At 71.3% G+C, this 25,118-nt stretch carries 24 protein-coding genes and 2 pseudogenes; 7 read left to right on the forward strand and 19 right to left on the reverse strand.

Features of this window, described 5'->3' with window-relative positions; all coding sequences use genetic code 11:
- Positions 1–153: 153 nt before the first annotated feature.
- Positions 154–1,626, reverse strand: a complete 1,473-nt coding sequence (locus ACFUNE_RS25925; RefSeq protein WP_383572699.1) for a hypothetical protein — start codon at positions 1,624–1,626, stop codon at positions 154–156.
- Positions 1,627–1,738: 112 nt separating this feature from the next.
- Positions 1,739–2,449, reverse strand: a complete 711-nt coding sequence (locus ACFUNE_RS25930; RefSeq protein WP_383572702.1) for an antibiotic biosynthesis monooxygenase — start codon at positions 2,447–2,449, stop codon at positions 1,739–1,741.
- Positions 2,450–2,918: 469 nt separating this feature from the next.
- Here ACFUNE_RS25930 and dapA point away from each other — a divergent pair, with 469 nt between their 5' ends.
- Positions 2,919–3,806, forward strand: coding sequence for a 4-hydroxy-tetrahydrodipicolinate synthase (gene dapA / locus ACFUNE_RS25935; protein ID WP_383572705.1), 888 nt, complete (start codon positions 2,919–2,921; stop codon positions 3,804–3,806).
- On the opposite strand, the gene dapD is transcribed toward dapA, so the two are convergent.
- On the reverse strand, positions 3,803–4,801 hold the full coding sequence (gene dapD / locus ACFUNE_RS25940; protein ID WP_383572708.1) for a 2,3,4,5-tetrahydropyridine-2,6-dicarboxylate N-succinyltransferase: 999 nt from the start codon (positions 4,799–4,801) through the stop codon (positions 3,803–3,805). The two genes, dapA and dapD, sit on opposite strands and share 4 nt — an antisense overlap.
- A 9-nt stretch (positions 4,802–4,810) precedes the next feature.
- Positions 4,811–5,508: pseudogene (locus ACFUNE_RS25945) on the reverse strand (MFS transporter); the annotation flags it as partial.
- On the opposite strand from ACFUNE_RS25945, the pseudogene ACFUNE_RS25950 reads away from it, so the two are divergent.
- Positions 5,477–5,935, forward strand: a pseudogene (locus ACFUNE_RS25950) (peroxiredoxin); the annotation flags it as partial. The pseudogenes ACFUNE_RS25945 and ACFUNE_RS25950 sit on opposite strands and share 32 nt — an antisense overlap.
- A 6-nt stretch (positions 5,936–5,941) precedes the next feature.
- Here the strand turns inward: ACFUNE_RS25950 and ACFUNE_RS25955 are convergent.
- Both ACFUNE_RS25955 and ACFUNE_RS25960 read right to left on the reverse strand, forming a co-directional pair.
- Positions 5,942–6,490, reverse strand: a complete 549-nt coding sequence (locus tag ACFUNE_RS25955) for a TetR/AcrR family transcriptional regulator (RefSeq protein ID WP_383572711.1) — start codon at positions 6,488–6,490, stop codon at positions 5,942–5,944.
- A complete protein-coding gene (locus ACFUNE_RS25960) occupies positions 6,490–6,810 on the reverse strand; it encodes a DMT family transporter (protein WP_383572714.1) in 321 nt (106 codons plus the stop codon). The genes ACFUNE_RS25955 and ACFUNE_RS25960 overlap by 1 nt, the downstream gene beginning before the upstream one ends.
- Before the next feature lie 157 nt (positions 6,811–6,967).
- On the opposite strand from ACFUNE_RS25960, the gene ACFUNE_RS25965 reads away from it, so the two are divergent.
- The gene (locus ACFUNE_RS25965) at positions 6,968–8,119 is read left to right on the forward strand and encodes a hypothetical protein (protein ID WP_383572717.1); all 1,152 of its coding nucleotides are present in this window, start codon (positions 6,968–6,970) and stop codon (positions 8,117–8,119) included.
- 122 nt (positions 8,120–8,241) lie between these two features.
- Here the strand turns inward: ACFUNE_RS25965 and ACFUNE_RS25970 are convergent, their stop codons facing one another.
- The 9 genes from ACFUNE_RS25970 to ACFUNE_RS26010 all read right to left on the reverse strand — a co-directional run bounded on the left by ACFUNE_RS25970 (position 8,242) and on the right by ACFUNE_RS26010 (position 16,358).
- Positions 8,242–9,636, reverse strand: coding sequence for a hypothetical protein (locus ACFUNE_RS25970; RefSeq protein ID WP_383572720.1), 1,395 nt, complete (start codon positions 9,634–9,636; stop codon positions 8,242–8,244).
- Between the two features lie 140 nt (positions 9,637–9,776).
- A complete protein-coding gene (locus tag ACFUNE_RS25975; RefSeq protein WP_014045248.1) occupies positions 9,777–10,115 on the reverse strand; it encodes a metal-sulfur cluster assembly factor in 339 nt (112 codons plus the stop codon).
- Positions 10,112–10,567 carry a Fe-S cluster assembly sulfur transfer protein SufU gene (gene sufU / locus ACFUNE_RS25980; RefSeq protein ID WP_037822147.1) on the reverse strand — a complete coding sequence of 152 codons (456 nt, stop codon included), beginning with the start codon at positions 10,565–10,567 and terminating at the stop codon, positions 10,112–10,114. The genes ACFUNE_RS25975 and sufU overlap by 4 nt, the downstream gene beginning before the upstream one ends.
- A gap of 18 nt (positions 10,568–10,585) precedes the next feature.
- Positions 10,586–11,854 (reverse strand): cysteine desulfurase, encoded by a 1,269-nt coding sequence (locus ACFUNE_RS25985; RefSeq protein ID WP_383572724.1) that lies wholly within the window; start codon positions 11,852–11,854, stop codon positions 10,586–10,588.
- The gene (sufC, locus tag ACFUNE_RS25990) at positions 11,851–12,615 is read right to left on the reverse strand and encodes a Fe-S cluster assembly ATPase SufC (protein ID WP_383572727.1); all 765 of its coding nucleotides are present in this window, start codon (positions 12,613–12,615) and stop codon (positions 11,851–11,853) included. The genes ACFUNE_RS25985 and sufC overlap by 4 nt, the downstream gene beginning before the upstream one ends.
- Positions 12,616–12,622: 7 nt before the next feature.
- Complete coding sequence (locus ACFUNE_RS25995; protein ID WP_014156911.1) at positions 12,623–12,940, reverse strand: bifunctional 3-phenylpropionate/cinnamic acid dioxygenase ferredoxin subunit; 318 nt, start codon at positions 12,938–12,940, stop codon at positions 12,623–12,625.
- A 1-nt stretch (position 12,941) separates the two neighbouring features.
- Entirely contained in the window at positions 12,942–14,123 is a 1,182-nt protein-coding gene (sufD, locus tag ACFUNE_RS26000) for a Fe-S cluster assembly protein SufD (protein ID WP_383572731.1), read from the reverse strand.
- Positions 14,124–14,190: 67 nt separating this feature from the next.
- Entirely contained in the window at positions 14,191–15,612 is a 1,422-nt protein-coding gene (sufB, locus tag ACFUNE_RS26005; RefSeq protein WP_311306372.1) for a Fe-S cluster assembly protein SufB, read from the reverse strand.
- Positions 15,609–16,358: a helix-turn-helix transcriptional regulator gene (locus tag ACFUNE_RS26010; protein ID WP_383572735.1), complete on the reverse strand. Its 750-nt coding sequence runs from the start codon at positions 16,356–16,358 to the stop codon at positions 15,609–15,611. Before ACFUNE_RS26010 ends, sufB begins: the two co-directional genes overlap by 4 nt.
- A gap of 234 nt (positions 16,359–16,592) precedes the next feature.
- Between ACFUNE_RS26010 and ACFUNE_RS26015 the strand changes: the two genes are divergently transcribed.
- The 3 genes from ACFUNE_RS26015 (at position 16,593) to ACFUNE_RS26025 (ending at position 19,347) form a co-directional block, all read left to right on the forward strand.
- The gene (locus tag ACFUNE_RS26015) at positions 16,593–17,519 is read left to right on the forward strand and encodes an ABC transporter ATP-binding protein (protein WP_383572738.1); all 927 of its coding nucleotides are present in this window, start codon (positions 16,593–16,595) and stop codon (positions 17,517–17,519) included.
- Positions 17,516–18,283, forward strand: coding sequence for an ABC transporter permease (locus ACFUNE_RS26020; protein WP_383572741.1), 768 nt, complete (start codon positions 17,516–17,518; stop codon positions 18,281–18,283). Before ACFUNE_RS26015 ends, ACFUNE_RS26020 begins: the two co-directional genes overlap by 4 nt.
- 86 nt (positions 18,284–18,369) lie before the next feature.
- Entirely contained in the window at positions 18,370–19,347 is a 978-nt protein-coding gene (locus tag ACFUNE_RS26025; RefSeq protein WP_383572958.1) for a heme A synthase, read from the forward strand.
- A 13-nt stretch (positions 19,348–19,360) separates the two neighbouring features.
- Here the strand turns inward: ACFUNE_RS26025 and ACFUNE_RS26030 are convergent, their stop codons facing one another.
- The 4 genes from ACFUNE_RS26030 to ACFUNE_RS26045 form a co-directional block, all read right to left on the reverse strand.
- Positions 19,361–20,338 (reverse strand): sugar kinase, encoded by a 978-nt coding sequence (locus ACFUNE_RS26030; RefSeq protein ID WP_383572744.1) that lies wholly within the window; start codon positions 20,336–20,338, stop codon positions 19,361–19,363.
- A gap of 31 nt (positions 20,339–20,369) precedes the next feature.
- Entirely contained in the window at positions 20,370–21,011 is a 642-nt protein-coding gene (locus ACFUNE_RS26035) for a bifunctional 4-hydroxy-2-oxoglutarate aldolase/2-dehydro-3-deoxy-phosphogluconate aldolase (protein WP_383572747.1), read from the reverse strand.
- A gap of 291 nt (positions 21,012–21,302) precedes the next feature.
- On the reverse strand, positions 21,303–21,671 hold the full coding sequence (locus tag ACFUNE_RS26040; RefSeq protein WP_383572750.1) for a hypothetical protein: 369 nt from the start codon (positions 21,669–21,671) through the stop codon (positions 21,303–21,305).
- Positions 21,672–21,768: 97 nt separating this feature from the next.
- Positions 21,769–22,722, reverse strand: coding sequence for a heme o synthase (locus ACFUNE_RS26045; RefSeq protein ID WP_383572753.1), 954 nt, complete (start codon positions 22,720–22,722; stop codon positions 21,769–21,771).
- A gap of 287 nt (positions 22,723–23,009) precedes the next feature.
- Here ACFUNE_RS26045 and tkt point away from each other — a divergent pair, with 287 nt between their 5' ends.
- Positions 23,010–25,097 carry a transketolase gene (gene tkt / locus ACFUNE_RS26050; protein ID WP_383572755.1) on the forward strand — a complete coding sequence of 696 codons (2,088 nt, stop codon included), beginning with the start codon at positions 23,010–23,012 and terminating at the stop codon, positions 25,095–25,097.
- The last annotated feature ends 21 nt before the right edge of the window (positions 25,098–25,118 follow it).

Below are 25,118 nucleotides of genomic sequence, written 5' to 3' on the forward strand. Positions count from 1 at the left end.
CACCAACAGGAGTTGAACGACGTACGACGTCGAGCGGGCCCTCACGTCAAGCCGTGGGGCGTTCGATGACAAATCGGGGCACCGAACGCGGCCCGGCCGGTTACGTCTGGCCGGAAAGCCTCCCGGTAGGCGGACCGTCAGCGCCGTCGCGGCTCAGCTCTTCGAGCGGGAGCGGGCCTTGAAGGCGGCCTTGCGGGCGTCCTTCGCGATCTTCCGGTCCCGGTGCAGGCGGCCCACGGCTTCGAGCACCTCGCCCGTCGCGGGGTGATCCACCCGCCACGCCTCGTCGAAGAAGCCGCTGTGCTGACCGGAGAGCCCCTCGACCAGTTCCTGGAGCTCGTCGAGGTCGCCGTCGGCGTCCAGCTGAGCCGCGATCGTGTCCACCGCGAGCCAGAAGACCATCGACTCCGGCGGGGCCGGCACGTCCGCCGCGCCGCGCTCCGCGAGCCAGACCCGCGCCAGCCCGCCGAGCTCGGGGTCGCCCAGCACGGTGCGTACCGCGGGCTCGGCCTCGGGCCCGACCAGGGCCAGGGCCTGCTGGCAGTGGAGCCTGCGCAGCGGCGCCCGCCGGTCGGCCCCGCGTGCCGCACCGAGGAGTTCCGCCGCGGCGGCCTCCGCCCCGTCCGTGCCACGGAGTCCGAGCCACAGCCCGACCTCGGTGCGCGCCGCTTCCTCGGGGTAGTGGGCGATGCCGTCGAGGAGGACGTCGGCCCCCTTGCCCGCGAGGTCACCGACAGCGGGCGCGTCCACGCCGGCCTCCAGCATCCGCTCCCGGATGCCGTAGAGGCCGAGGGGGGTCAGCTTCACCATGCCGTAGCGGGTGACGTCCTCGTCGTCGGCGGGGGGTGCCGCCTCCTCGCCCTCCTCGGTCAGCAACGTCTCGTCCACCGGCCGGTATTCGACGATCCCGATGGGTTCGAGCACCCGGAACTGGTCGTCCAGCCGCATCATGGCCTCCGACACCTGTTCCAGGATGTCGTCGGTGGGCTCGCCCATGTCATCGGGCACCACGACGGACGCGGCGAGCGCGGGAAGCGGCACGGGGGCGTCGGCGGGCCCGGCCTCCGAGAGGGTCAGCAGGTAGAGGTTGCCGAGCACCCCGTCGAGGAATTCGGCTTCCTCCTCCGGGTCCCAGTCCAGGGCGTCGAAGTCGACGCTGCCGTCCTCCCCGATGAGGTCGGCGAAGTCGTCGAAGGCGGGGGCGGTCGCGTCCGCGTGCACGGCTTCCAGGCCGTCGAGCCAGATCGCGAGGACGTCGGCGGGAGATCCGGAGGTCAGCAGGGCCAGGTTCGCGCCGGCCGTCGCGGTGCCCTCCGCGTCCTCCCCCTCGGCCTCCTCGGCGTCCTGCGGGTCCTCGACGTCGACGAGCCCCGTGTCGACGGCCAGACGCCATGCCTCGCTCGCGGAGGCGGCGCCGTCCTCATCGTCGGCGAGCCCCAGGTGCCGTGCGGCGGCGGGCAGTTGCGCGTCGACCAGTTCGCCGCCTGCGCCGACCCGGGTCTCGGGGCCCGCCCAGCGGGCGAGGCGGGCGGCGCGGGCGAGCAGCGGAGCGGCCAGCGCGTCCCGTGCCAGCTCGGCCTCGGTGTGCAGCCGCACCGGCGGCAGGGAGGGGCGCTCTGCGGACATCAGGGGGTTCTCCTCGGGGCGTGCGCGGGCTGTGTGCGGGGGCCGTCCCGGTACGTACGGGTGCATGGCCGCAGCCCCAGCGTAGACGCAATTCGTCCCCTGCCGCCCGGTTCTACCGCTTGCCCGCCCCGATGCTGAGCGCGGGCGTCCAGCGGCGCACGGTGCTGCTCCTCACGCCGGTGTGGTCGCGGACGCGTCGCCACTGCGGTGTCGGTGATCCGACGCCGTCGCCGGCCGCGGCGAGGGCGTCGGCATGGGCCCGCGCGGTCTCCCACTCGGCGTAGTTGAGCACCCTCGTGCCGTCCGTGCTGAGGTGGAAGTGGGCCGAGATCCCCCCGGGCGCGGGTGCCGGGTCGCTGCCGAGTGCCTCGAACACCGTGTCCACCCAGCCCCGTTGGCGCGCGGGGTCCGGCCCGTCGAACCGGATGTCGACGGTCACGACGCAGCCCGGCTCAGGGGATCCGCCCTTCCGGGTCCCGGAGCGGTACAGCTCGAAGGTGTCCAGGCCCAGCCGCTCGATGCCGGGGACGGCGGCGTCGATGTCCGTGTTGCGCGCGTCACGGCCGGTCCGCACGAAGTGCTGGTAGGCGTCCTCGGAGGTCCACTGCGAGTAGTGCAGCAGCGTCCTCTCGTCCTCCCCGGTGTACACGGTGTACGACAGGAGCCCGGCGTGCGGCCACTCACGGCTGCCCCACGCCTCGCGGACGGCGTCGACCGTGCGGCGCTGCCGCTCCGGCGTACCGGTGTCCCAGGTGCTGACCTTGACGAGTCCGGCGTCGGAACGGGCCGGGTCCGGAACGGAGCCGAAGTGTACGGACGGCATGGCGGGATCCTCTCCGGGCACACCCACGCGGTGCGCCTGCGATCGCCACCCTCGTACATCGACCACGCTTGAGGTCAAGGCGGTTCATCCGGCCTTCCCCGCGGGCCGGGCCGTCGCGTTCTGCTCGCCCATCAGGCGCACGCCGTGGCCCTCCAGCGGGGAGACCCGCGCGCCGGTGTCCGGGGCCGCGGCGATCTCCGGGGCGTCCCCTCGGTGAGGTCTCCGCCCTCCTGGGTGGAGACCCGGGCGGCGCCGACGTGACGCTCCCACCGGGTTTCGGCACGAACTCCTCCGGCTCCTCGTCGTTGCCGGACATGGACCCGCCCGGGTTCACGGTGCCGGGAACGTGCTCGCCGTCGTCCCCCAGCGCGCGGACGGAGGGGCGGCCGTCCACCGTTCAGCGTCTCTTGCCCCTCACCCGGAGCAGATCTAAGTGGACCGGCGCGCACCGTGCACCGAGACTGCGGAGATGACATCCCACACGGCCGGGCCCTTCGGCCGCGCCCTCTGCGCCATGATCACACCGTTCACCGCCGGCGGTGAGCTGGACCTGGACGCCGCACGCCGCCATGCCGCCGGTCTCGTCGCGGACGGCTGCGACGGCCTCGTGCTCAGCGGGACCACGGGCGAGTCGCCGACCACGACGGACGAGGAGAAGACGGCGCTGGTGCGGGCGGTCCGGGAGGCGGTCGGCGGCTCGGTCCCACTGGTCGCGGGTGTCGGCAGTTCCGACACCCGGCACACGGTCCGGCTGGCGCGGGAGGCCGAGGCCGCGGGCGCCGACGGGCTGCTGGTGGTGACCCCCTACTACAGCCGTCCCCCGCAGGCCGCGGTGGAGGCGCACTTCCTCCGGGTCGCGGAGGCGACGGGCCTCGGGCTGATGCTGTACGACATCCCGGGCCGCACCGGCACGAGGATCGAACCGGCGACCCTGCTCCGCCTGGCGGAGCACCCGAGGGTCCTGGCGGTCAAGGACTGTTCGTACGACCTGCTCGCGGCCACCAAGGTGATGGCGCGGACCTCGCTGGCCTACTACTCGGGCTGCGAGGAGCTGAACCTCCCGCTGTACGCGCTCGGCGGGTCCGGCTACGTCAGTACGGTCGCCAACGCGGCGCCGCGTCAGATGCGGGCGGTGCTGGACGCGTTCGACGCCGGTGACACGGCCGGGGCCGCCCGTCTCAACGGGCTCACCATCGGCCTGGTGGAGGCGATGATGTCCTCCGGCCTGCCCGGCACCGTCACGGCGAAGGCGCTGCTGGACGCCGGCCCGGTCCGTGAACCGCTGCAGCCCGCCGGCCGCGAGGCGACCGACGGGCTGCGTGCGCTGTACGAGGAACTCCTCGCCGCTACGGGCTAGTCGTTGCTGTGCAGTACGTCGTTGAGCCCGCCCCAGACCGCGTTGTTCGGGCGGGCCTCCACGGCGCCGGAGACCGAGTTGCGGCGGAAGAGGATGTTCGAGGCACCGGAGAGCTCCCGGGCCTTGACGACCTGTCCGTCCGGCAGGGTGACCCGGGTGCCGGCCGTGACGTAGAGCCCGGCCTCGACGACGCACTCGTCGCCGAGCGCGATGCCCACGCCGGCCTCGGCACCGATCAGGCAGCGCTGCCCGATGACGATGCGCTCCTTGCCACCGCCGGAGAGCGTGCCCATGGTGGACGCGCCGCCGCCGATGTCGGAGCCGTCACCCACGACGACACCCGCGGAGATGCGGCCCTCGACCATGGACGTGCCGAGGGTGCCCGCGTTGAAGTTGACGAAGCCCTCGTGCATCACGGTCGTGCCCGAGGCCAGGTGGGCGCCGAGGCGGACCCGGTCGGCGTCCGCGATACGCACGCCCTTGGGCGCTACGTAGTCCGTCATCCGGGGGAACTTGTCCACGGAGGTGACCTGGAGGTGCAGACCCTCGGCGCGGGCGTTGAGCCGGACCTTCTCCAGGTCGTCGACGGCGACGGGACCCAGTGAGGTCCAGGCGACGTTGGCGAGGAGGCCGAAGACGCCGTCGAGGTTCTGGCCGTGGGGCTGGACGAGGCGGTGCGAGAGCAGGTGCAGCCGCAGGTAGGCGTCGTGCGCGTCGAGCGGCTTGTCGTCCAGCGAGGAGATGACCGTGGACACGGCGACGACCTCCACACCCCGGCGCGCGTCCACACCGATGGCCTTGGCCGCGCCCTCACCGAGGCGGTTCACCGCCTCGTCGGGGCTCAGGCGCTGCGTACCGGCCGGTCCGGGCTCGGCGGTGAGCTCGGGGGCGGGGAACCAGGTGTCGAGGACGGTGCCGTCACCGGCGATGGTGGCGAGGCCGGCGGCGACGGCGCCGGTGGTGCGGGCGGAGCCCTGGGAAGTCGTGTCGGTCATGGACAGAACCTAACCGCCCGAGGCCCGCGCGGGCGAACCGGTCTCAGTTCCCGGAGCGTGTCCGCCCCCGGCCGGCCCGGGGGGGGGCGCCGCACACCGCTCGTCGTCCTCCTCCCGCGGCAAGGGCCCACGCGGCCTTCGCGCCGCCAGTACGGCAACTCCCGCCGCGCCGGCGAGGACCGCGCACAGGGGCGGGAGCAGGGCGGGTGCGGCGGCGTACAGTGCGCCGCCGAGGGGCGGGGCGAGGACCTGGCCGCTGATCGACGCCCCCGCGTACAGACTCTGGAACCGCCCCTGCGCGTGGGCGGGCGCCCCGTCGGCGACGTAGGCGGTGGCAGTGGTCCTGCAGAGGATCTCGCCCATGGTCAGCGAGACCATCATCGTGACGGCGAAGAGCACACCCGCCCCCGGGATGAGCGCCGCGTACCCGAGACCCACGAGGAGGAGTCCGGTCCCGACGACGGGCAGCGGTGCCCGTCGTCGCGGCGCGTGCGCGACGGGGAGTTCGAGGCAAAGGATGCCCCCTCCGTCGCCGCGATGAGCCAGCCGTAGAACGGGGTGCCGTGACCGTGGTCGGCGAGGAAGACGGGCAGGGTGGAGTACTGCTGGCGGTAGACGAGGCCGACGCAGACGATCGCGGCGAGCAGGACCGCCACGGCGGGTCCGGCCCGGAGTTCGGACCGGAGGCCCGGCGATCCCGTCGCCGGCACCCCGTACACCGTCCTGTACTGCTTCCCCGGCGCGTACGCCCGCAAGGACGCCTGCCCGCCGGGCTGGGCCGGGATCCCGAGAGCGAGTGGCTGCACTCTCGAATCGTGCACCTACCGGGACCAGCCGGCCGGGTTCACAGCGGCCGGCGCGACCGTGCACGGCGTGTCCACCCAGCGTCCCGACGAGCAGCGGGCGTTCGCCGACAAGGAGGAGCTGCGCTTCCCGCTGCTCTCCGACGCCGGGCTGGCACTGACGGCGGCGCTGCGCCTGCCGACGTTCCGCGCGGGCGGCGTCACCCGGCTGAAGCGGCTGACGCTGGTGCTGGACCGGGACCGGACGGTCGTCGAGGCGCTGTACCCGGTCACGGACATCGAGGCGAGCGTGCGGGCCGCACCGGCAGCCGTCCGCCGGGGCACCGCCTGACCGGCCTCAGCGACCCGCCCCGCCGGCGACCCTGGCCAGCATCTCCCTGGTGTACGCCGGGTCGAACTCGGCCCCGGTGAGCAGCACCTGGAGGCTGATCCCGTCCAGCAGCGCGGTGAGCGCCCGGGCGGTGGCACGGTCGGTGCGGTCGGCGATGAGCACGGCCAGGGCGTCGGCCCACTCGGCGGCGACCGGCTGGAGCGCGGGCCGGCGCAGGGCCGCGAGGTACAGCTCGTACTCCAGCGCCAGCGGCCCGCGCCCCTTCGCGAACCACTCCCCCAGCAGCCGGGTCAGCTCGTCGGCGAGCGGGACCGAGGGATCGGCGAAGTACGGGCTCTCCCGCACCGTCCGGGCGAAGCTCTCGTTGCAGCGGCGCAGCGCGGCGACGAGCAGTTCGTCGAGCGAGGCGAAGTGGTACGTGGTCGAGCCGAGCGGGACGTCGGCCTCCGCGGCCACGGTGCGGTGGCTGAGCGCCCCGATGCCCCGGTCCGCGACGACGCGGATCGCCGCGTCGATGATGCGCTCGCGCCGCTCGGGATCGTACCGACGGACCATCAGTGGGCTCCCCCGAGATTGAGGACCACGACCCCTGCGATGACCAGTGCGATGCCGGTCAGCTTGACGAGGCCCGCGGACTCGCCCATCCAGAGGATCCCGATGGCGGCGACGGCAGCCGTGCCCGCCCCTGCCCAGATGGCGTAGGCGGTGCCGATCGAGAGCGTCTTGAGGGTCTGCGCGAGCAGCGCGAAGGCCACGACGTAACCCACGACGGTGACGAGCGAAGGCCACAGCCGGGTGAACCCCTCGCTGTACTTCATGGCCGTCGTCCCGGCCACCTCCGCGGCGATGGCCGCGGCGAGCATTCCGTATCCCATGCGTACAAGCGTACACAACGTTGCGTACAGGCGTACACAACGCGCGCGTCCATATCGTGACCGGCCAGGACGGGATTCCCGGGCGGCCCGGGACGTTACGGTGTCCGCACCGGTAGGACCGGATGACAACCGGACGATACGAACAGACGGAGCGGTAGTGGCGCAGGACGCAGGGTGGGGCGGGGGCGCCTACGGGGGCGCGTCGTACGGCGGGAGCCCTTACGGGGGGCCTCCGGGATGGGGCGGCTGGGTCCCGCCGCCAAAGCCGGGGGTGATACCGCTCGCCCCGCTGCGCCTGGGGGACGTGCTGGGCGGGGCGTTCTCGACCATGGGCAGGTACTGGAAGCAGCTGTTCGGCCTGGCCGCCGCCCTCTACGGCGGCGCGGCGCTCCTGATGACCGCGGCGGTCGTCGTCGCCTACTCCGCCGTCTCCGCCCACCTGGAGCGGGTGGTCTCCCTCGACTACGACGAGAGCGCCTCGTCCGCGGACGTCGTTCCCCTCGTGATCGCGGGATGCGTCCTCGTCCTGCTGGGCGTCGTCACCATGGCGGTCGTCTCCGGCCTGATGTACGCGGCGGTACCCGCCGTGCTGCAGGACGCCGTCCTGGGCAGGCCCGTCCCCTTCTCAGCGGTGTGGCACAAGGCCTGGGCGCACCTCTTCCCCGTGATCGGCACCCTGATCCTCACGGCCCTCGTCGCGATCGTGCCCGTGCTGCTCCTCATGACCGTCTTCACCGGGGCGATCATCGGCCTCGTCACCATGGACAGCGGCGGGGGTGCCACCGCCGCCATCACGCTGGGCGTGGTCGGCGTCCTGGTGACCGGGCCGCTGGCGGTCTGGCTCTGGATAAAGGTCTGCCTGGCACCGGCCGCCGTGGTCTTCGAGGGCCGCCGGCCGATCGCCGCACTGCGCCGCTCGTCCCAGCTGGTGCGCGGCGACTGGTGGCGGATCTTCGGCATCACCCTGCTCGCCGGCCTGATGGCGGGCGTGGCCGGCTACGTCATCCAGATGCCGTTCTCGGTCCTCGGCATCTTCCCCGGCATGATCGGGACCGCGTCGCTGGACGACGACCCCAGTCCCGCAGCCGTGATGGTCGCGATGAGCGGCTATCTGGTCGCGACCCTGCTGGGCCAGCTGGTGAGCCAGATCATCTCGACGACGTTCCCGCAGCTGGTGACCGGCCTGCTCTACGTCGACCGGCGCATCCGGACGGAGGACCTGGGCCCGGCACTGGCCGAGGCCGCCGGTGTCCCCGCACAGGGCGCGCCCCCGTACGGCGCGCCTCCCTACGGCGGCATTCACCGCTGACGCCCCTGCCGCGGCCCCTCCGCACACGTGCGGAGGGGCCGCGGTACTGCGGGAACAAGGTGCGGGCGCTCAGCGCTCCTGCCTCACGCTCCCCCTGCCCGCAAAGCAGGGGGAGGTCGCCGTCAGCCGCCCACGGTGAACCAGGTGGCGCGGGACTTCTTCCACTCGGCGTGCTCCAGGTCCTTCGCCTCCGTGCCGTCGCCGTACAGGTCGGCGGCGCCGGCGTCCGTGATCACCTGCGCACGCGTCCCGGCGACCGTCAGGTCCGGCACCGAGACGACGGCCTCCCAGCCGCCCGGGTCGGTGGTGGGCAGGGTGGCCCGCTTCACCGGCGCGTGGGCGGCGACGCCGTCCCAGCTGTACAGGGCGTACGGGTCGGAGTTGTCGTCCGCCTCCCAGGAACCGGCCACGATCAGGTACTGGTCGGCGGCGTTCCTGCGGATGTCCCGGATGGTCAGCCCGCCGAGGTCGAGCTCGATCGGCGTACCGAAGACGGCCTTCGCCCCGCTCCCGGCGACCTTGTCGAAGTTGGTCACCGGCACGATCAGCGCCTTGCCGCCCGACGCGGGCGGCACGAGGGGCGCGCGGAAGCCGACGTACGCGGTGCTCGTCGAGCCGGGAGCGAACTCCAGCCCCTCCACGTTGAACCCGTCGATCTGCTTCGGCGCCTCCCCGTCCTCGGTGCCCTCGGCGAAGCCGTACCGGTCGCCGTTCGCCTCGTCCCAGGCCACCAGGTCGTCACGGAGCTTCCTGTACTTCCCGCCGACGGTCAGCTGGGTGGAGGCGCCCGAGCCGGTCACGGTCGTGGTGAAGACGGTGTTGCGGTCGGCCTTGTACTCGCCGTCCTTGTTGTTGCCGAGCGAGCCGGTCCAGTAGACGGTGTTGCCGACCCGGGCCGCGCCCTCGATGTCGATCTCCTTGCTCACCCCGAGCTTCGAGGCGACGTCCCAGGTCCGCACGGGCGCGCCCGAGGCCGCGAGGTCGTAGAGCCGCAGGACGTTGGACTCGTCGTCCGCGACCACCGCGTAGCCGCCGCCGACGTCGACGGCCGCCGAGGCGTCGGAGGAACCCGTCACGTAGCGGGTGTCGGCGGAGTTCTGCACGGCCGCCGAGGCGGCGTAGGAGAGCTTCTTGGTGGCGGTCTTCCCACCGAGCCCGGTGACCTTGATCGTGAGGTCGGTGTACCCGCGGGCGTGCGCGGCGACGGAGAGCGTACGGGTGGTCCCGGTCCCCGTGACCGTCACGTCGGAGGTTCCCGCGACGGAGGACTTGGAGCTCGCGGAAGCGGCCACGGTGAGCGCCGTGACGTCGGCACCGCTCTGCGCGACGGTCACACTCACCACCGGGTCGCCGGTCGCGCCGACGGCTCCGGAGAGGTAGGCGGCCGACAGACTGATCGTCGGCGTCCCGTAACTCGCGGCGTCGGCGGGGGCGTTGCTCCCCAGAGCGGCCAGCGCGAGGATCCCGGCAGCGGCGGCGGCCGCCCGGCGGTTCTGGACTGAAAGCTGGTGCAGCACTGCGTGCCTCTCGTCGGCGTGGTGTCGAGAAGCAGGCTCCGGCCCCTGTGCCAACGGGGGGCGCACGGTGCGGGTACGGCGGGCGAACAACGCGGGACGGCCCCCGGCGAATCGCCGGGGGCCGTCCTTGACGTGCGGGATCAGACGTTGAAGCCGAGCGCGCGCAGCTGCTCGCGGCCGTCGTCGGTGATCTTGTCGGGGCCCCACGGCGGCATCCAGACCCAGTTGATCCGCAGCTCACTGACGATGCCGTCGGTGGCGGACTTCGCCTGGTCCTCGATGACGTCGGTCAGCGGGCAGGCCGCGGACGTCAGCGTCATGTCGAGCGTCGCGATGTTGGCGTCGTCGACGTGGATCCCGTAGATCAGGCCCAGGTTCACGACGTCGATCCCCAGCTCGGGGTCGACCACGTCGTACAGCGCCTCGCGGACCTCCTCCTCGGAGGCCGGCTTGGTGGTAAGAGTCTCGTTCTCGCTCATGCCGTCTTCCCTTCGGACAGCGCCTGCGCCGTCGCGTCCTTCCACGCCATCCAGCTCAGCAGCGCGCACTTGACCCGGGCCGGGTACTTGGAGACGCCGGCGAACGCGACCGCGTCCTCCAGCACCTCCTCCATCGCGTCGTCCGGCTCCAGCTGACCCTTGGACTGCATCAGTTCCAGGAAGGTCTCCTGGATCTTCTGCGCCTCGCCGAGCTCCTTGCCCACCAGCAGCTCGTTGAGCACGGAGGCGCTGGCCTGGCTGATGGAGCAGCCCTGGCCCTCGTAACTGACGTCGGCGATGGTCTCGCCGTCGTATCTCACGCGGAGCGTGATCTCGTCGCCGCACGTCGGGTTGACGTGGTGCACCTCGGCGTCGCCGTCCCGCAGGCCACGCCCGTGGGGGTGCTTGTAGTGGTCCAGGATCACTTCCTGGTACATGGAATCAAGCTTCACCAGTCAACCCTCTGCCGTCTAACCGAAAAAGTTCCGCACGTGCTCCAGCCCGTCCACCAGGGCGTCGACCTCGGCGGGCGTGGAGTACAGATAGAACGACGCTCGCGTCGTCGCAGGAATTCCGTACCGCAGGCAGACCGGTCGTGCGCAGTGGTGTCCGACCCGGACGGCGATGCCCTGCTCGTCGAGCACCTGGCCCACGTCGTGGGGGTGGATGTCGCCGAGCGTGAAGGAGATCGTCGCACCGCGGTCCTCGGCCGTCGCCGGACCGATGATCCTGAGGTCGGGGACCTCCAGGAGCCGCCGCACCGCGTACTCGGTGATGGCCTGCTCGTGGCGGTGGATGTTCTCCATGCCGATCGCGGAGAGGTAGTCCACGGCCGCGCCGAGGCCGACGGCCTGCGCGATCGGGGGCGTACCCGCCTCGAACTTGTGCGGCGCGGGGGCGTACGTCGAGGAGTGCATCGACACGGTCTCGATCATCTCGCCGCCGCCGAGGAACGGCGGCAGGTCCTCGAGGAGCTCCTGCCGTCCCCAGAGCACGCCGATGCCCGTGGGGCCGACCATCTTGTGGCCGGTGAAGGCCACGAAGTCGGCCTGCAGCGCCTGCACGTCGAGCACCATGTGCGGGGCGGCCTGCGAGGCGTCGATGCAGACCAGCGCGCCGACCTGCTGGGCGCGGCGGATGATCTTCTCGACCGGGTTGACCGTACCCATGATGTTCGAGACCAGCGTGAAGGAGACGATCTTCGTCTTCTCGGTGATGATCTCGTCGATGTTGGACAGGTCGAGCCGGCCGTCGTCCGTGATGCCGAACCACTTCAGCTTCGCGCCGGTGCGCTGCGAGAGCAGCTGCCAGGGCACGATGTTGGAGTGGTGCTCCATCTCCGTGGTGACGATCTCGGTGTCGCTGTCGACCCGGTAGGGCTCATCCGCCCAGCCCAGCATGTTCGCGACGAGGTTGAGCGACTCCGAGGCGTTCTTGGTGAAGATCACCTCGTTGCGGCTGGGCGCGTTGATGAAGGCCGCGACCTTGTCGCGAGCGCCTTCGTACAGCGCGGTCGCCTCCTCGGCGATCGTGTACACACCGCGGTGGACGTTGGCGTTGTGCCGCTCGTAGTACTGGTTGAGCGCGTCGAGGACCTGGCGCGGCTTCTGCGAGGTGGCCGCGCTGTCCAGGTACACGATCTTCTTGCCGTCGTGCACCGTGCGGTCCAGGATCGGGAAGTCCTTGCGGATCGCCTCGGTGTCGAGGAGGCCGGAGAGCCCCTGTCGGGCGTCAGTCACGCGGAAGCGCCACCCTTCGTGTAGGCCTCGTAGCCCTCGTTCTCCAGCGTGTCGGCGAGCTCGGCACCACCGGAGGCGGCGATCCGGCCGTTGGCGAAGACATGCACGTAGTCGGGCTTGATGTACTTGAGGATGCGTGTGTAGTGCGTGATCAGCAGGGTGCCGACCTCGCCGCTCTCGCGCACCCGGTTGACGCCCTCGGAGACGGTCTTCAGCGCGTCGACGTCCAGGCCGGAGTCGGTCTCGTCGAGAACGGCGATCTTCGGCTTGAGGAGCTCCAGCTGGAGGATCTCGTGGCGCTTCTTCTCACCGCCGGAGAAGCCCTCGTTGACGTTGCGCTCCGCGAAGGCGGGGTCCATCTGGAGCTGGGCCATCGTCTCCTTGACCTCCTTCACCCACGTCCGCAGCTTGGGGGCCTCACCGCGGACGGCGGTGGCGGAGGTGCGCAGGAAGTTGGAGACCGAGACACCGGGGATCTCGACCGGGTACTGCATGGCGAGGAACAGGCCGGCGCGGGCCCGCTCGTCGACGGACATCTCCAGGACGTCCTCGCCGTCCAGGGTCACCGTGCCACTCGTGATCGTGTACTTGGGGTGACCCGCGAGCGAGTAGGCGAGGGTGGACTTGCCGGACCCGTTCGGGCCCATGATGGCGTGGGTCTCGCCCTGCTTCACGGTCAGGTCGACGCCCTTGAGGATCTCCTTCGTGGCGTTGTCGGCCTCGACGGAGACGTGCAGGTCGCGGATTTCAAGCGTTGCCATGGGTGACTCAGGACTCCTGGGTGACGGAGACGAGCACATCGTCCCCTTCGATCTTTACGGGGTATACGGGGACGGGGCGCGTCGCGGGAAGACCGGACGGCTTGCCGGTGCGGAGGTCGAAGCTCGATCCGTGCAGCCAGCACTCGATCGCGCAGTCCTCCACCTCGCCCTCCGACAGCGAGACGTTCGCGTGCGAGCAGATGTCGTTGATCGCGAACACCTCGCCCTCGGTGCGGACGACGGAGACCGGCGTGCCGTCGAGCTCCACCCTCTTGGGGGTGTCGTCCTCCAGCTCGCTCAGCGCACAGGCTTTGACGAAGGCCATCTCAGACCGACGCCTTCAGCTCGGCCTCGATCTTGTCGAGGAGCCTGTCCTCGACGTCCGGCAGGCCGATCTGCTGGACCAGCTCGGCGAAGAAGCCGCGCACGACGAGCCTGCGGGCCTCCTCGGCCGGGATACCGCGGGACTGCAGGTAGAACAGCTGCTCGTCGTCGAAGCGGCCGGTCGCCGAGGCGTGTCCGGCGCCGACGATCTCGCCGGTCTCGATCTCCAGGTTCGGCACGGAGTCGACACGGGCACCGTCGGTGAGAACCAGGTTCCGGTTCATCTCGTAGGTGTCGGTGCCCTCTGCGGCGGCCTGGATGAGCACGTCACCGATCCATACGGCGTGGGCGTCGTCGCCCTGGAGCGCGCCCTTGTACACCGCGTTGGACTTGCAGTGCGGGGTGTTGTGGTCCACCAGGAGGCGGTGCTCCTGGTGCTGGCCCTTGTCGGTGAAGTACAGGCCGAAGAGCTCCGCCTCACCGCCGGGGGCGGCGTAGGCGACCCGGGGGTGGAGACGCACGAGGTCCCCGCCGAAGGTCACGATGATCGACTTGAAGGAGGCGTCCCGGCCGACCAGCGCGTTGTGCTGGCCGACGTGGACGGCCGTGTCGTCCCAGTCCTGGACGGAGACGACGGTCAGCTTCGCGCCGTCGCCCAGGACGTAGTCGACGTTGGCCGCGAGCACGGCGTCACCGGTGTGGTCGATGACGACGACGGCCTCGGCGAAGGCACCCAGCTCGATGACCTGGTGGCCGTAGGCCACGCCGCCCTGGCCGTGCACGGTGATCCGGACCGGCTCGCTGAGCACGGCCTCCTTGGCGACCGTGACGACCGAGGCGTGCTGGAAGGACGAGTACGCCTGGGCGGCGACCCGGTCCACCGGGGTGCCGGCCCTGCCGAGTCGCGCGTCGTCGCGGCCGACGGTCTCGACGGTGACGCCCGTGGGCGCCTCGACGACGACCTTGACACCGTCACCGGTGGCGACGGCGGTGCCGTCGTGCAGTCCGCGCAGCCGGTCCAGCGGCGTGAAGCGCCATTCCTCCTCGCGGCCGTGCGGGACCGGGAAGTCCGCGACATCGAAGGACGGAGGGGCGCTCATGCGCGTGGCGACGGTGGACTCGGCCGCCACCGCGATGGACCCGGCGGTGGTGGAGCCCGCAGGGATGTTCAAAGCCTCAGCCATGGCTGTCGTAGTGCTCGCTTTCTCAGTCAAGAACTCTCGGGGACGGTCGGTGGACGGCGGGGCCGTCCTAGCCGACCGAGCCCTCCATCTGCAGCTCGATCAGCCGGTTGAGCTCCAGGGCGTACTCCATGGGCAGCTCCTTGGCGATCGGCTCGACGAAGCCGCGCACGATCATCGCCATGGCCTCGAACTCGGTCATGCCGCGGCTCATCAGGTAGAAGAGCTGGTCCTCGGAGACCTTGGAGACCGTCGCCTCGTGACCCATCGACACGTCGTCCTCGCGGACGTCGACGTAGGGGTAGGTGTCGGAGCGCGAGATGGTGTCCACGAGCAGCGCGTCGCACAGCACGTTGGACTTGGCGCCCGGCGCACCCTCGCCGATCTCGATGAGACCGCGGTAGGAGGTGCGGCCACCGCCTCGCGCCACCGACTTGGAGACGATGTTGGAGGAGGTGTTCGGTGCCATGTGGACCATCTTGGCGCCGGCGTCCTGGTGCTGGCCCTCGCCGGCGAAGGCGATGGACAGGGTCTCGCCCTTGGCGTGCTCGCCCATCAGGTAGATGGCCGGGTACTTCATGGTGACCTTGGAGCCGATGTTGCCGTCGACCCACTCCATGGTCGCGCCCTCGTACGCCACGGCACGCTTGGTGACCAGGTTGTAGACGTTGTTCGACCAGTTCTGGATGGTCGTGTAGCGGCAGCGGCCGCCCTTCTTCACGATGATCTCGACGACCGCGGAGTGCAGCGAGTCCGAGGAGTAGATCGGCGCGGTGCAGCCCTCGACGTAGTGGACGTAGGCGTCCTCGTCGACGATGATCAGCGTCCGCTCGAACTGGCCCATGTTCTCCGTGTTGATACGGAAGTAGGCCTGGAGCGGGATCTCGACGTGCACGCCCTTCGGCACGTAGATGAAGGAGCCGCCGGACCAGACCGCCGAGTTCAGCGAGGCGAACTTGTTGTCACCGACGGGGATGACGGTGCCGAAGTACTCCTTGAAGAGCTCCGGGTGCTCCTTCAGCGCGGTGTCGGTGTCCATGAAGATGACACCCTGCGCCTCCAGCTCCTCGTTGATCTGGTGGTAGACGACCTCGGACTCGTACTGCGCGGCGACACCGGCGACGAGGCGCTGCTTCTCCGCCTCGGGGATGCCGAGCTTGTCGTACGTGTTCTTGATGTCCTCGGGCAGGTCCTCCCAGGACTCCGCCTGCTTCTCCGTGGACCGCACGAAGTACTTGATGTTGTCGAAGTCGATGCCCGACAGGTCGGAGCCCCAGTTCGGCATGGGCTTCTTGCCGAACAGCTTCAGGCCCTTGAGACGGAGCTTCAGCATCCACTCCGGCTCGTTCTTCTTCTCCGAGATGTCGCGGACGACAGCTTCGGACAGGCCTCGCTTCGCCGCCGCGCCTGCCGCGTCGGAGTCGGCCCAGCCGAATTCGTACGTGCCCAGGCCATCGAGCTCAGGGTGGGCAGTCTCCGTAGGGAGCGTCATGCGGGGTTCCTCCCGGCCGTACTTGCAGATGCTGAATAGGTGGTCTGTGAAGGCTGTGGTGCTGCGGGGCTGCTGCGCGGTACGAACGTCGTGCACACACCGTCGCCGTGGGCGAGGGTGGCGAGACGCTGCACATGGGTCCCGAGCAGGCTGGAGAAGAATTCCGTCTCCGCCTCGCACAGCTGCGGGAACTGCTCGGCCACGTGCGCGACCGGGCAGTGGTGCTGGCACAGTTGCTCGCCCTGCTGAGGGCCCGGCGCGCTGCGCGCCGTAGCAGCGTACCCGTCGGCGGACAAGGCCTTGGCCAAGGCTTCTGTGCGTGCCTCGGGGCCCGCGGCCTCGATCACGGCGCGGTACGACTCGGACTGGGCGGCCATCCTGGCGCGGGCGAAGGCCACGAGCGCCTCGTCCCCCGCCGTCTCGGCGATCCAGCGCAGCGCGTCGGCGGCCAGCTTGTCGTAGGACTGGTCGAACGCGTCCCGGCCGCAGTCGGTGAGGGCGAACACCTTGGCCGGACGGCCGCGGGTCCGCGCTCCGTACACCCGCTGCTCGCGGGCCTCGACGACGTCGTCGGAGACGAGTGCGTCCAGATGACGGCGGACGGCGGCCTGGGTGAGACCGACGCGCTCCGCCAGATCGGCGGCGGTGGACGGGCCGTGGTCCAGGATGGAGCGCGCGACCCGGTTGCGCGTCGAACGCTCACCGGTCGCGAGTTCCTCCTGGGGAGCCTCGCCAACGTATTTCACAACGCCATTGTTGCGTAATTCCTCCGGGCGTGACAACCCGCCTCGGGACCGGACCCGGTGCCCTTCATCACTTAGGCAGACCTAAGTTGACCTGCGAAAACGGCCGCTCGCCCGGTGCCGCCGCAGGTGAGCGCCGTCCGGGCCGCACGGCGGCCGGACCATCGTGAGCGCTCCGGAAGGGTGCGGGAACCCGGCGCGCCGGACCCCTCACCTGCCAGCCTAGACTTGCCCGCCATGAGCAGCGAGCCCGTCGTACAGGCCAGGGGCCTTGTCAAGCGGTACGGCACGAAGACCGCGGTCGACGGCCTCGACCTGGAGGTCGCGGCGGGTGCGGTGACCGCGGTCCTGGGGCCCAACGGCGCCGGCAAGACCACCACGATCGAGACCTGCGAGGGCTACCGCCGTCCGGACGGCGGGACCGTCCGGGTCCTCGGCCTCGACCCGGTCGCGGACGCCGCCGCGCTCCGCCCCCGCATCGGCGTGATGCTGCAGTCCGGGGGCGTCTACCCGGGCGCCCGCGCCGACGAGATGCTGCGCCACATGGCGAAGCTCCACGCCCACCCGCTGGACGTCGGCGCGCTGGTCGAGCGCCTCGGGCTCGGCAGCTGCGGCCGCACCTCCTACCGGCGGCTCTCCGGCGGCCAGCAGCAGCGCCTCGCGCTGGCGATGGCCGTCGTCGGCCGCCCCGAGCTGGTCTTCCTGGACGAGCCGACGGCGGGTCTCGACCCGCAGGCGCGCCGCTCGACCTGGGACCTGATCCGGGAGCTGCGCTCCGACGGGGTGTCCGTCGTCCTCACCACGCACTTCATGGACGAGGCGGAGGAGCTCGCCGACGACGTCGCCGTCATCGACGCGGGCCGGGTCATCGCCCAGGGCAGCCCGGAGCAGCTGTGCCGCGGCGGCGCCGAGAACACCCTGCGCTTCACCGGCCGCCCCGGCCTGGACCTCGACTCGCTGCTGAAGGCGCTGCCCGACGGCAGCGAGGCGGCCGAGCTGACCACCGGCACCTACCGCATCACCGGGACGATCGACCCGGAGCTGCTGGCCACCGTCACCTCCTGGTGCGCCCAGAACGGCGTGATGCCGGACGGCATCGCGGTGGAGCGGCACACCCTCGAGGACGTCTTCCTGGAACTGACCGGCAAGGAGCTGCGCGCATGAGCGCCGGTACGTACACCCCGCGCCCCGGCGCCGCCCCGCTGCCCCGCATGATCGCCGCGCAGGCCGCGCTGGAGACGCGGATGCTCCTGCGCAACGGAGAGCAGCTGCTGCTGACGGTGGTCATCCCGACGCTGCTGCTGGTGCTGTTCAGCGCGGTCGACATCATCGACACGGGTACGGGCGAGCCGGTCGACTTCCTCGCACCCGGCGTCCTGGCACTCGCGGTGATGTCCACGGCCTTCACGGGCCAGGCCATCGCGACCGGTTTCGAGCGCCGCTACGGCGTGCTCAAACGGCTGGGCGCCTCGCCCCTGCCCCGCTGGGGCCTGATGGCGGCGAAGACCCTCTCGGTGCTGGTCACGGAGGTGCTTCAGGTCGTCCTGCTGACGGTCATCGCCTTCGCCCTGGGCTGGTCCCCGGAGGGCAACCCGTTCGCCGTGCTGCTGCTCCTGGTGCTGGGCACCGTGGCCTTCTCCGGGCTCGGGCTGCTGATGGCGGGCACGCTGAAGGCGGAGGCGACGCTGGCGGCGGCCAACCTGGTCTTCCTGCTGCTGCTGGTCGGCGGCGGGGTCGTCGTACCGCTGGACAAGTTCCCGGACGCCGCGCAGTCGGTCCTGGGTCTGCTGCCCATCGCGGCGCTCTCCGACGGGCTGAGGGACGTCCTTCAGCACGGCGCCGCGATGCCCTGGGGCGACGCGGCGGTCCTGGCCGTCTGGGCGGTGCTGGGACTGGGCGCGGCGGCGAAGTTCTTCCGCTGGGAGTGAGCGGACGGTGACGCGCCGCTGATGTCCCGGGTCATCCGGGAATGACCCACCCCCCTCGTGAAAACATGCACAAGCCGTTGCCTACGATGGTCCGCGTGGAAACCCCCCTCTCCTACATCGCCAAGCGCTGGACCCCGTCGGCGGAGACGGCCAAGCGAGCCGCGCTCTCCGCGGTCGTGATGAGCGTTTTCATCATCATCACCGGCGGCGCGGTCCGGCTGACCGGTTCCGGTCTGGGCTGCGACACCTGGCCCAAGTGCACCGACGACAGCCTGTTCGCCACGCCGGAGCAGGGCCTGCACGGCGCCATCGAGTTCGGCAACCGGATGCTGACGTACGTCCTGTGTGCGGCGGTCGGCTGGGCGATCATCGCGGCGCGGTCGCTGAAGCCCCGGCGGCGCGGACTCACCCGCCTGGCCTGGTCGCAGTTCTGGCTCGTGATGGGGAACGCCGTCATCGGCGGGATCACGGTCTGGGCGGGTCTGAACCCGTGGTCGGTGGCCGGGCACTTCCTTCTGGCCAACTGCCTGCTCACGGTGACCGTCGTCACCTGGGTCCGGATCGGCGAGGGTGACGGCGCTCCGCGCCCGCGCGCCCCGAAGCCGGTGCGGCAGCTCTCCTGGGCGATCGTCGCCACCACCGTGGTCCTGATCGCGCTCGGCACGACCGTGACCGGCTCCGGCAAGCACGCCGGGGACAGCAGCGACGTCCCGCGCATGCCCTGGGACTGGAGCTCCGCCGCCCATGTGCACGCCATCGCCGCCTGGGTCGTCTGCGCCCTGGCCGTCGCGATGTGGTTCGCCCTGCGCGTCGTCGACGCCCCGGCCGACACCAGGAGCCGCGCCCGCGACCTCCTGGTCGTGCTGCTGGCCCAGGGCTTCATCGGCTACGTCCAGTACTTCAACGACGTGCCGGAGATCCTGGTCGGCCTCCACATGCTGGGCTCGTCCCTGATGTGGATCGCGGTGCTGCGCCTGCTGCTGTCGCTGCGGGAGCGCCCGGCCGGCGCGGGCCCGGTGCCCGCCCGGACGGCCGGACTGCCCGAGCCCGCCGCGGCCGGCTGAGCCCCGCCCGGCCTCAGCCGTTCCCCGCCCATTCCTCCGGCGTCGCGTCCAGCAGCCGGGCGATCAGGGCGGGGTCCGGCAGCGGACCGTGGTCACCGGTGACCCGCAGCGCGGCGCCCGCGGTGATGTGACCGAGCCGCAGCGCCCGGACGGTGGACTCCCCGCCCAGCAGCCCGGCGAGGAACCCGGCGGCGAACGCGTCACCGGCGCCCACCGGCTCGACCACGTCGACCCTGCGCGCGGGGACCCTGTGCGCACCGGCCCCGTCGAAGGCGGTGGCGTCGGTTCCGCCGTCCTTGACCACCAGCACGCCCGGCTCGGGCAGCAGCTCCCTCACGGCCGCGGCGTCCGTCAGCTCCTCGCCCCACAGGGCCTGGGCCTCGTCGAGGCCGACGAAGGTGATGTCGGCCCGCCGGGCGAAGGCCAGCAGCACGGCGGGCGCGGTTCCGTCCGTCCAGAGCGCCGGACGGTGGTTGACGTCGAAGCTGACGGGGCGGGGCCGTTCGGCGGGCGGGGGCTCCAGCAGTGCGGCGACCAGCTCGCGGCAGCCCGCCGAGAGGGCCGGGGTGATGCCGCTGAGGTGGACGAGCCCGGCGGTGCGTACGGCGTCCTCGTCCAGCACCCGAGCCGTGAGGGCCGACGCCGCGGAGCCGCGGCGGTAGTAGTGGACCCGGGTCCCGTCGGGGCCGGGGTCCTTGACCAGGAGTCCGGTGGGCCGGTGCGGGTCGGTGCTGACCCCGCTGACATCGACACCGGACGCGGCCACCTCGCTGCGGATCCGGCGACCGAACGGGTCGTCGCCCAGGGCGGAGACCCAGCGGGCGGGCACCCCGTGGTCGGCGAGGTACACCGCCACGTTGGATTCGGCGCCCGCGATCCGGATGCCGAGCCCCGTCGCCCCCTCAAGCGGGGCGGCGGGATCCGGCACCAGGGCCGCCATGGTCTCCCCGACACAGGCCACCGGAGGCGTCGCGCGGGACACCGCGGTCATGCGGGACCTCCCTGCCGGTGGGCGGCGGCGCTCATCGCCCGGTGTCCGGCCGGAGCTGTACGGCGTCGAGGAAGGCGCGGGCCCGCTCGCGCAGCGCGTCGAGGCTGCCCCCGTCGGCCGCGTCGCCGATCAGCGGCGACCCGACGCCCACGGCGGTGGCTCCGTGCACCAGGTAGGCGCGCGCCAGCTCGGCGTCCACTCCCCCGACGGGCACGAACGGCGCGTCGGGGAACGGCCCGCGCAACGCCTTGAGGAAGCCGGGACCGCCGGCCTGGGCGGCGGGGAAGATCTTGTACCCGTCGGCGCCGAGCCGCTGCGCGGCGACGATGTCGGTGGGGGTCATCACTCCGGCCAGCACCGGGAGACCCAGGCGCTTCGCCTCGGTGACGCCCTCGCAGACGGCCGGGGTGACGACGAAGTCGGCGCCGGCCTCGGCGACCGTCCGCGCGTCCTGCGCGGTCAGGACGGTGCCCGCGCCGAGCGGCGCGTCCGGGCCGAGTTCGGCGCGGGCCCGGCGGATGACGTCGGGGGCGTCCTTGCCGCTCAGGGAGACCTCGATGAGCGCGATGCCCGCCTCGGCGAGAGTGAGGACGGTCCTGAGTGCGGCATCCGCGTCGGCGCCGCGCACGATGGCGACGATCCGGTGGGTACGCAGCGCGGTCAGCAGTTCCACGTGCGGGTTCCCTCCTTCTGCTTCTGGTGTACGTCTGTGCTGCCTCCATGGTGGTCCCCGCCGTCCGGCACGCCGCAGGCGGGTACCGGAGGGCGGGCCCGAGGGGGTGCCCGGAGGGCGGGCCCGAGGGGGTGCCCGGAGGGCGGGCCCGAGGGGGTGCCCGGAGGGCGGGCCCGAGGGGGTGCCCGGAGGGCGGGCGCAGCATCCGGACGGGCGGGCGGGCGCACGGAAACGCCCCGCCGCCCCCGCGGCACGGAGCTGCGGGGGCGGCGGGGCGGACGGTGGTGGGGCTCAGCCCTTGTCGTTCGACGGGCCGCCGACCTGGATGCCGGCCATCCTGGACCACTCGTACGGGCCGGTGCGGACCTTGGCCGCGAACTCGCCGTCGAAGTCCTCGTGCACGGTGATGCCCGCCTTCCGCGTGGCGTCCTCCGCCACCGCGTAGGAGGGGGCCACCAGGTCGCCCCAGCCGCCGTCCTCGCCGACCAGCACGATGCGCGTGCCCATCTGGCCGAGGTACGCGAGCTGTCCCTCGGCGCCACCGTGCGCCTTGGCGAAGGCGCCGATCTGCTTGGCGAGCCTGCCGGCCCTGCGCTCCGCGCGGGCCGCCTGCTTGCTGTCGTCCGTCTTCTGGGTCTGAGGCTCTGCCGTCTCTGCCATGGACAGGATGCTACCGACGGGTATACCGACTGGCGACGGGCGGGGACGTGGCGTCGGCCACGTCCCCGCCCGTCGGCGGAGCTCCGGTCGTGCGGGACTACCTCAGGAAGGGGTCCACCGCCACGGCGACGAAGAGGAGCGAGACGTAGGTGATGGACCAGTGGAACAGCCGCATCTCCTTGAGCTTGGTGCCGGTGACGCCGGACTTCGCCCTGTTCTGCAGGCCGTGCGCCTCCCAGAGCCAGAAGCCACCGGTCAGCAGGGCAACGGCCGTGTAGAACCAGCCGGTGTAGCCCAGCGGGGTCAGCAGCAGCGAGACGGCGACCATCACCCAGCTGTAGACGACGATCTGGCGGGCCACCACCCGATTGGAGGCGACCACCGGGAGCATCGGGACACCGACGCGGGCGTAGTCCTCCTTGACCTTCATCGACAGCGGCCAGTAGTGCGGCGGTGTCCAGAAGAAGATCACGGCGAAAAGGATGACCGCGGCCCAGCTCATCGAATTGGTCACGGCGGACCAGCCGATGAGCACCGGCATGCAGCCGGCGATTCCGCCCCAGACGATGTTCTGCGAGGTACGGCGCTTCAGCAGCATCGTGTAGACGACGACGTAGAACAGAAGTGCGCCGAGTGAGAGGGCGGCGGAGAGCCAGTTGACGAGCAGTCCGAACCAGACCGTGGAAATCACCGCGAGGGCGATTCCGAAGGCAAGGCACTCTCTGGGGCTCACCATGCCCGTGACCAGCGGGCGCTGGGACGTACGGTCCATCAGCGCGTCGATGTCGCGGTCGATATACATGTTGAGCGCATTGGCACCACCCGCGGAGAGATATCCGCCGATGGTGGTGGTCACTACGAGCCAAAGATCGGGCACGCCCTGAGCCGCGAGGAACATCACCGGAACGGTGGTGATCAGCAGCAGCTCGATGATGCGCGGCTTGGTAAGAGCCACGAATGCCTTGATGCGGGCACCGAACGGGCGATGGCCCACTGGGCTCGGAGTCAAGGCGACCCCTGCGGGTCGGGACTCGACGGCCGTCACGCACACCCCTGACAGAGAAATCCCAGCAAGCTCCAGGCATGAAGGCCCGGTAAAGACTTGCGCGAACCAGACCACTGTAGACGTTGGGCATACGCCGCTCTTCGCGGGGGTGGGGTCGTGTTGGGGTGGCGCAGAAGTGAACGTGAGCGCTCATACGGGAGGCGAACTCCGCAGGTCGCCCGCACTGTGGAAAGGGCAGAAGTACGGCCTTGGGACGGGGGTAGGCTCGACAATGCCCGGTGCGGTAACCAGTCACCGGCTTTACGAACAGTGGAGAGGAGCCCTGACTCAGGGTGAGCACCAAGCCGACCACCACAGACCTTCAGTGGACCGAATTGGACCAGCGGGCCGTGGACACCGTCCGCGTCCTCGCCGCGGACGCCGTACAGAAAGTCGGAAACGGCCACCCGGGCACGGCGATGAGCCTCGCTCCTGCCGCGTACACCCTCTTCCAGAAGGTGATGCGCCACGACCCGGCGGACGCCGACTGGACCGGCCGCGACCGCTTCGTGCTGTCGGCCGGCCACTCCAGCCTGACGCTGTACATCCAGCTCTACCTCGCCGGATACGGCCTGGAGCTGGACGACCTCAAGGCGTTCCGCACCTGGGGTTCCAAGACGCCCGGCCACCCGGAGTACGGCCACACCACCGGTGTCGAGACGACGACGGGCCCGCTCGGCCAGGGTGTCGCCAACGCCGTGGGCATGGCCATGGCCTCCCGCTACGAGCGCGGCCTCTTCGACCCGCAGGCGGCCCCCGGCACCTCTCCGTTCGACCACACCGTCTGGGTCATCGCCGGCGACGGCTGCCTCCAGGAGGGCATCTCGGCCGAGGCGTCCTCGCTGGCCGGCCACCAGAAGCTCGGCAACCTGGTGCTCCTGTGGGACGACAACCACATCTCGATCGAGGGCGACACGGAGACCGCGGTCTCCGAGGACACCCTGAAGCGCTACGAGGCCTACGGCTGGCACGTCCAGCGCGTGGACCAGCTGCCCAGCGGCGACCTGGACCCCGAGGGCCTGCACCTCGCGCTCCTGGCCGCCAAGGCCGAGACCGAGCGCCCCTCGTTCATCGCGGCCCGCTCGATCATCGCCTGGCCCGCCCCGAACGCCCAGAACACCGAGGCCGCGCACGGCTCGGCGCTCGGCGACGACGAGATCGCGGCCACCAAGCGGGTCCTCGGCTTCGACCCCGAGAAGACCTTCGAGGTCTCCGACGAGGTCATCGCCCACACCCGTGAGGCGCTGGACCGCGGCCGTGAGGCCAAGGCCGAGTGGGAGAAGACCTTCGCCGCGTGGCGGACCGCCAACCCGGAGCGCGCCGCCGACTTCGACCGCATCGACGCGGGCGAGCTGCCGGCGGGCTGGGAGGACGAACTCCCCGTCTTCGAGGCGGGCCACGGCGTCGCCACGCGTGCCGCCTCCGGCAAGGTCCTCCAGGCGCTCGGCGGTGTCATTCCCGAGCTGTGGGGCGGCTCCGCCGACCTCGCCGGCTCGAACAACACCACGATCGACAAGACGTCGTCGTTCCTCCCGGCGGGCAACCCGCTGCCCGAGGCCGACCCGTACGGCCGGACGATCCACTTCGGCATCCGCGAGCACTCCATGGCCGCGGCCATGAACGGCATCGCGCTGCACGGCAACACCCGCATCTACGGCGGCACCTTCCTGGTGTTCTCCGACTACATGCGCAACGCCGTCCGCCTCTCCGCGCTGATGCACCTGCCCGTGACGTACGTGTGGACGCACGACTCGGTCGGTCTCGGCGAGGACGGCCCGACCCACCAGCCGGTCGAGCACCTCGCCTCGCTGCGCGCCATCCCGGGCCTCAACGTCGTCCGTCCGGGTGACGCCAACGAGACGGCCATCGCCTGGCGCGAGATCCTCAGGCGCGGCAAGAAGGACTTCGGCACGAGCGCCCCGCACGGTCTGGCGCTGACCCGCCAGGGCGTGCCCACCTACCCGGCGAACGAGGGTGCCGCCAAGGGCGGTTACGTGCTCTTCGACGCCGAGGGCGGCGAGGCGCAGGCCGTTCTGATCGCCACGGGCTCCGAGCTCCAGCTGGCCGTCGAGGCCCGCGACGAGCTCCAGGCGGCCGGTGTGCCGACCCGTGTGGTCTCGATGCCGTGTGTCGAGTGGTTCGAGGAGCAGGACCAGGCGTACAAGGACAGCGTGCTGCCGCCGTCCGTGAAGGCCAGGGTCGCCGTCGAGGCGGGCATCGGCCTCACCTGGCACCGTTACGTGGGCGACGCCGGCCGGATCGTCTCGCTGGAGCACTTCGGCGCGTCGGCCGACGCCAAGGTCCTCTTCCGCGAGTTCGGCTTCACCGCCGCGCACGTGGCGGAAGCCGCCCGGGAATCTCTCGCCGCCGCCGCGCGCTGACGCGGTCATAACGACTAGTAG

It is taken from the genome of Streptomyces sp. NPDC057287 (assembly GCF_042667905.1).
Lineage (GTDB): Bacteria > Actinomycetota > Actinomycetes > Streptomycetales > Streptomycetaceae > Streptomyces.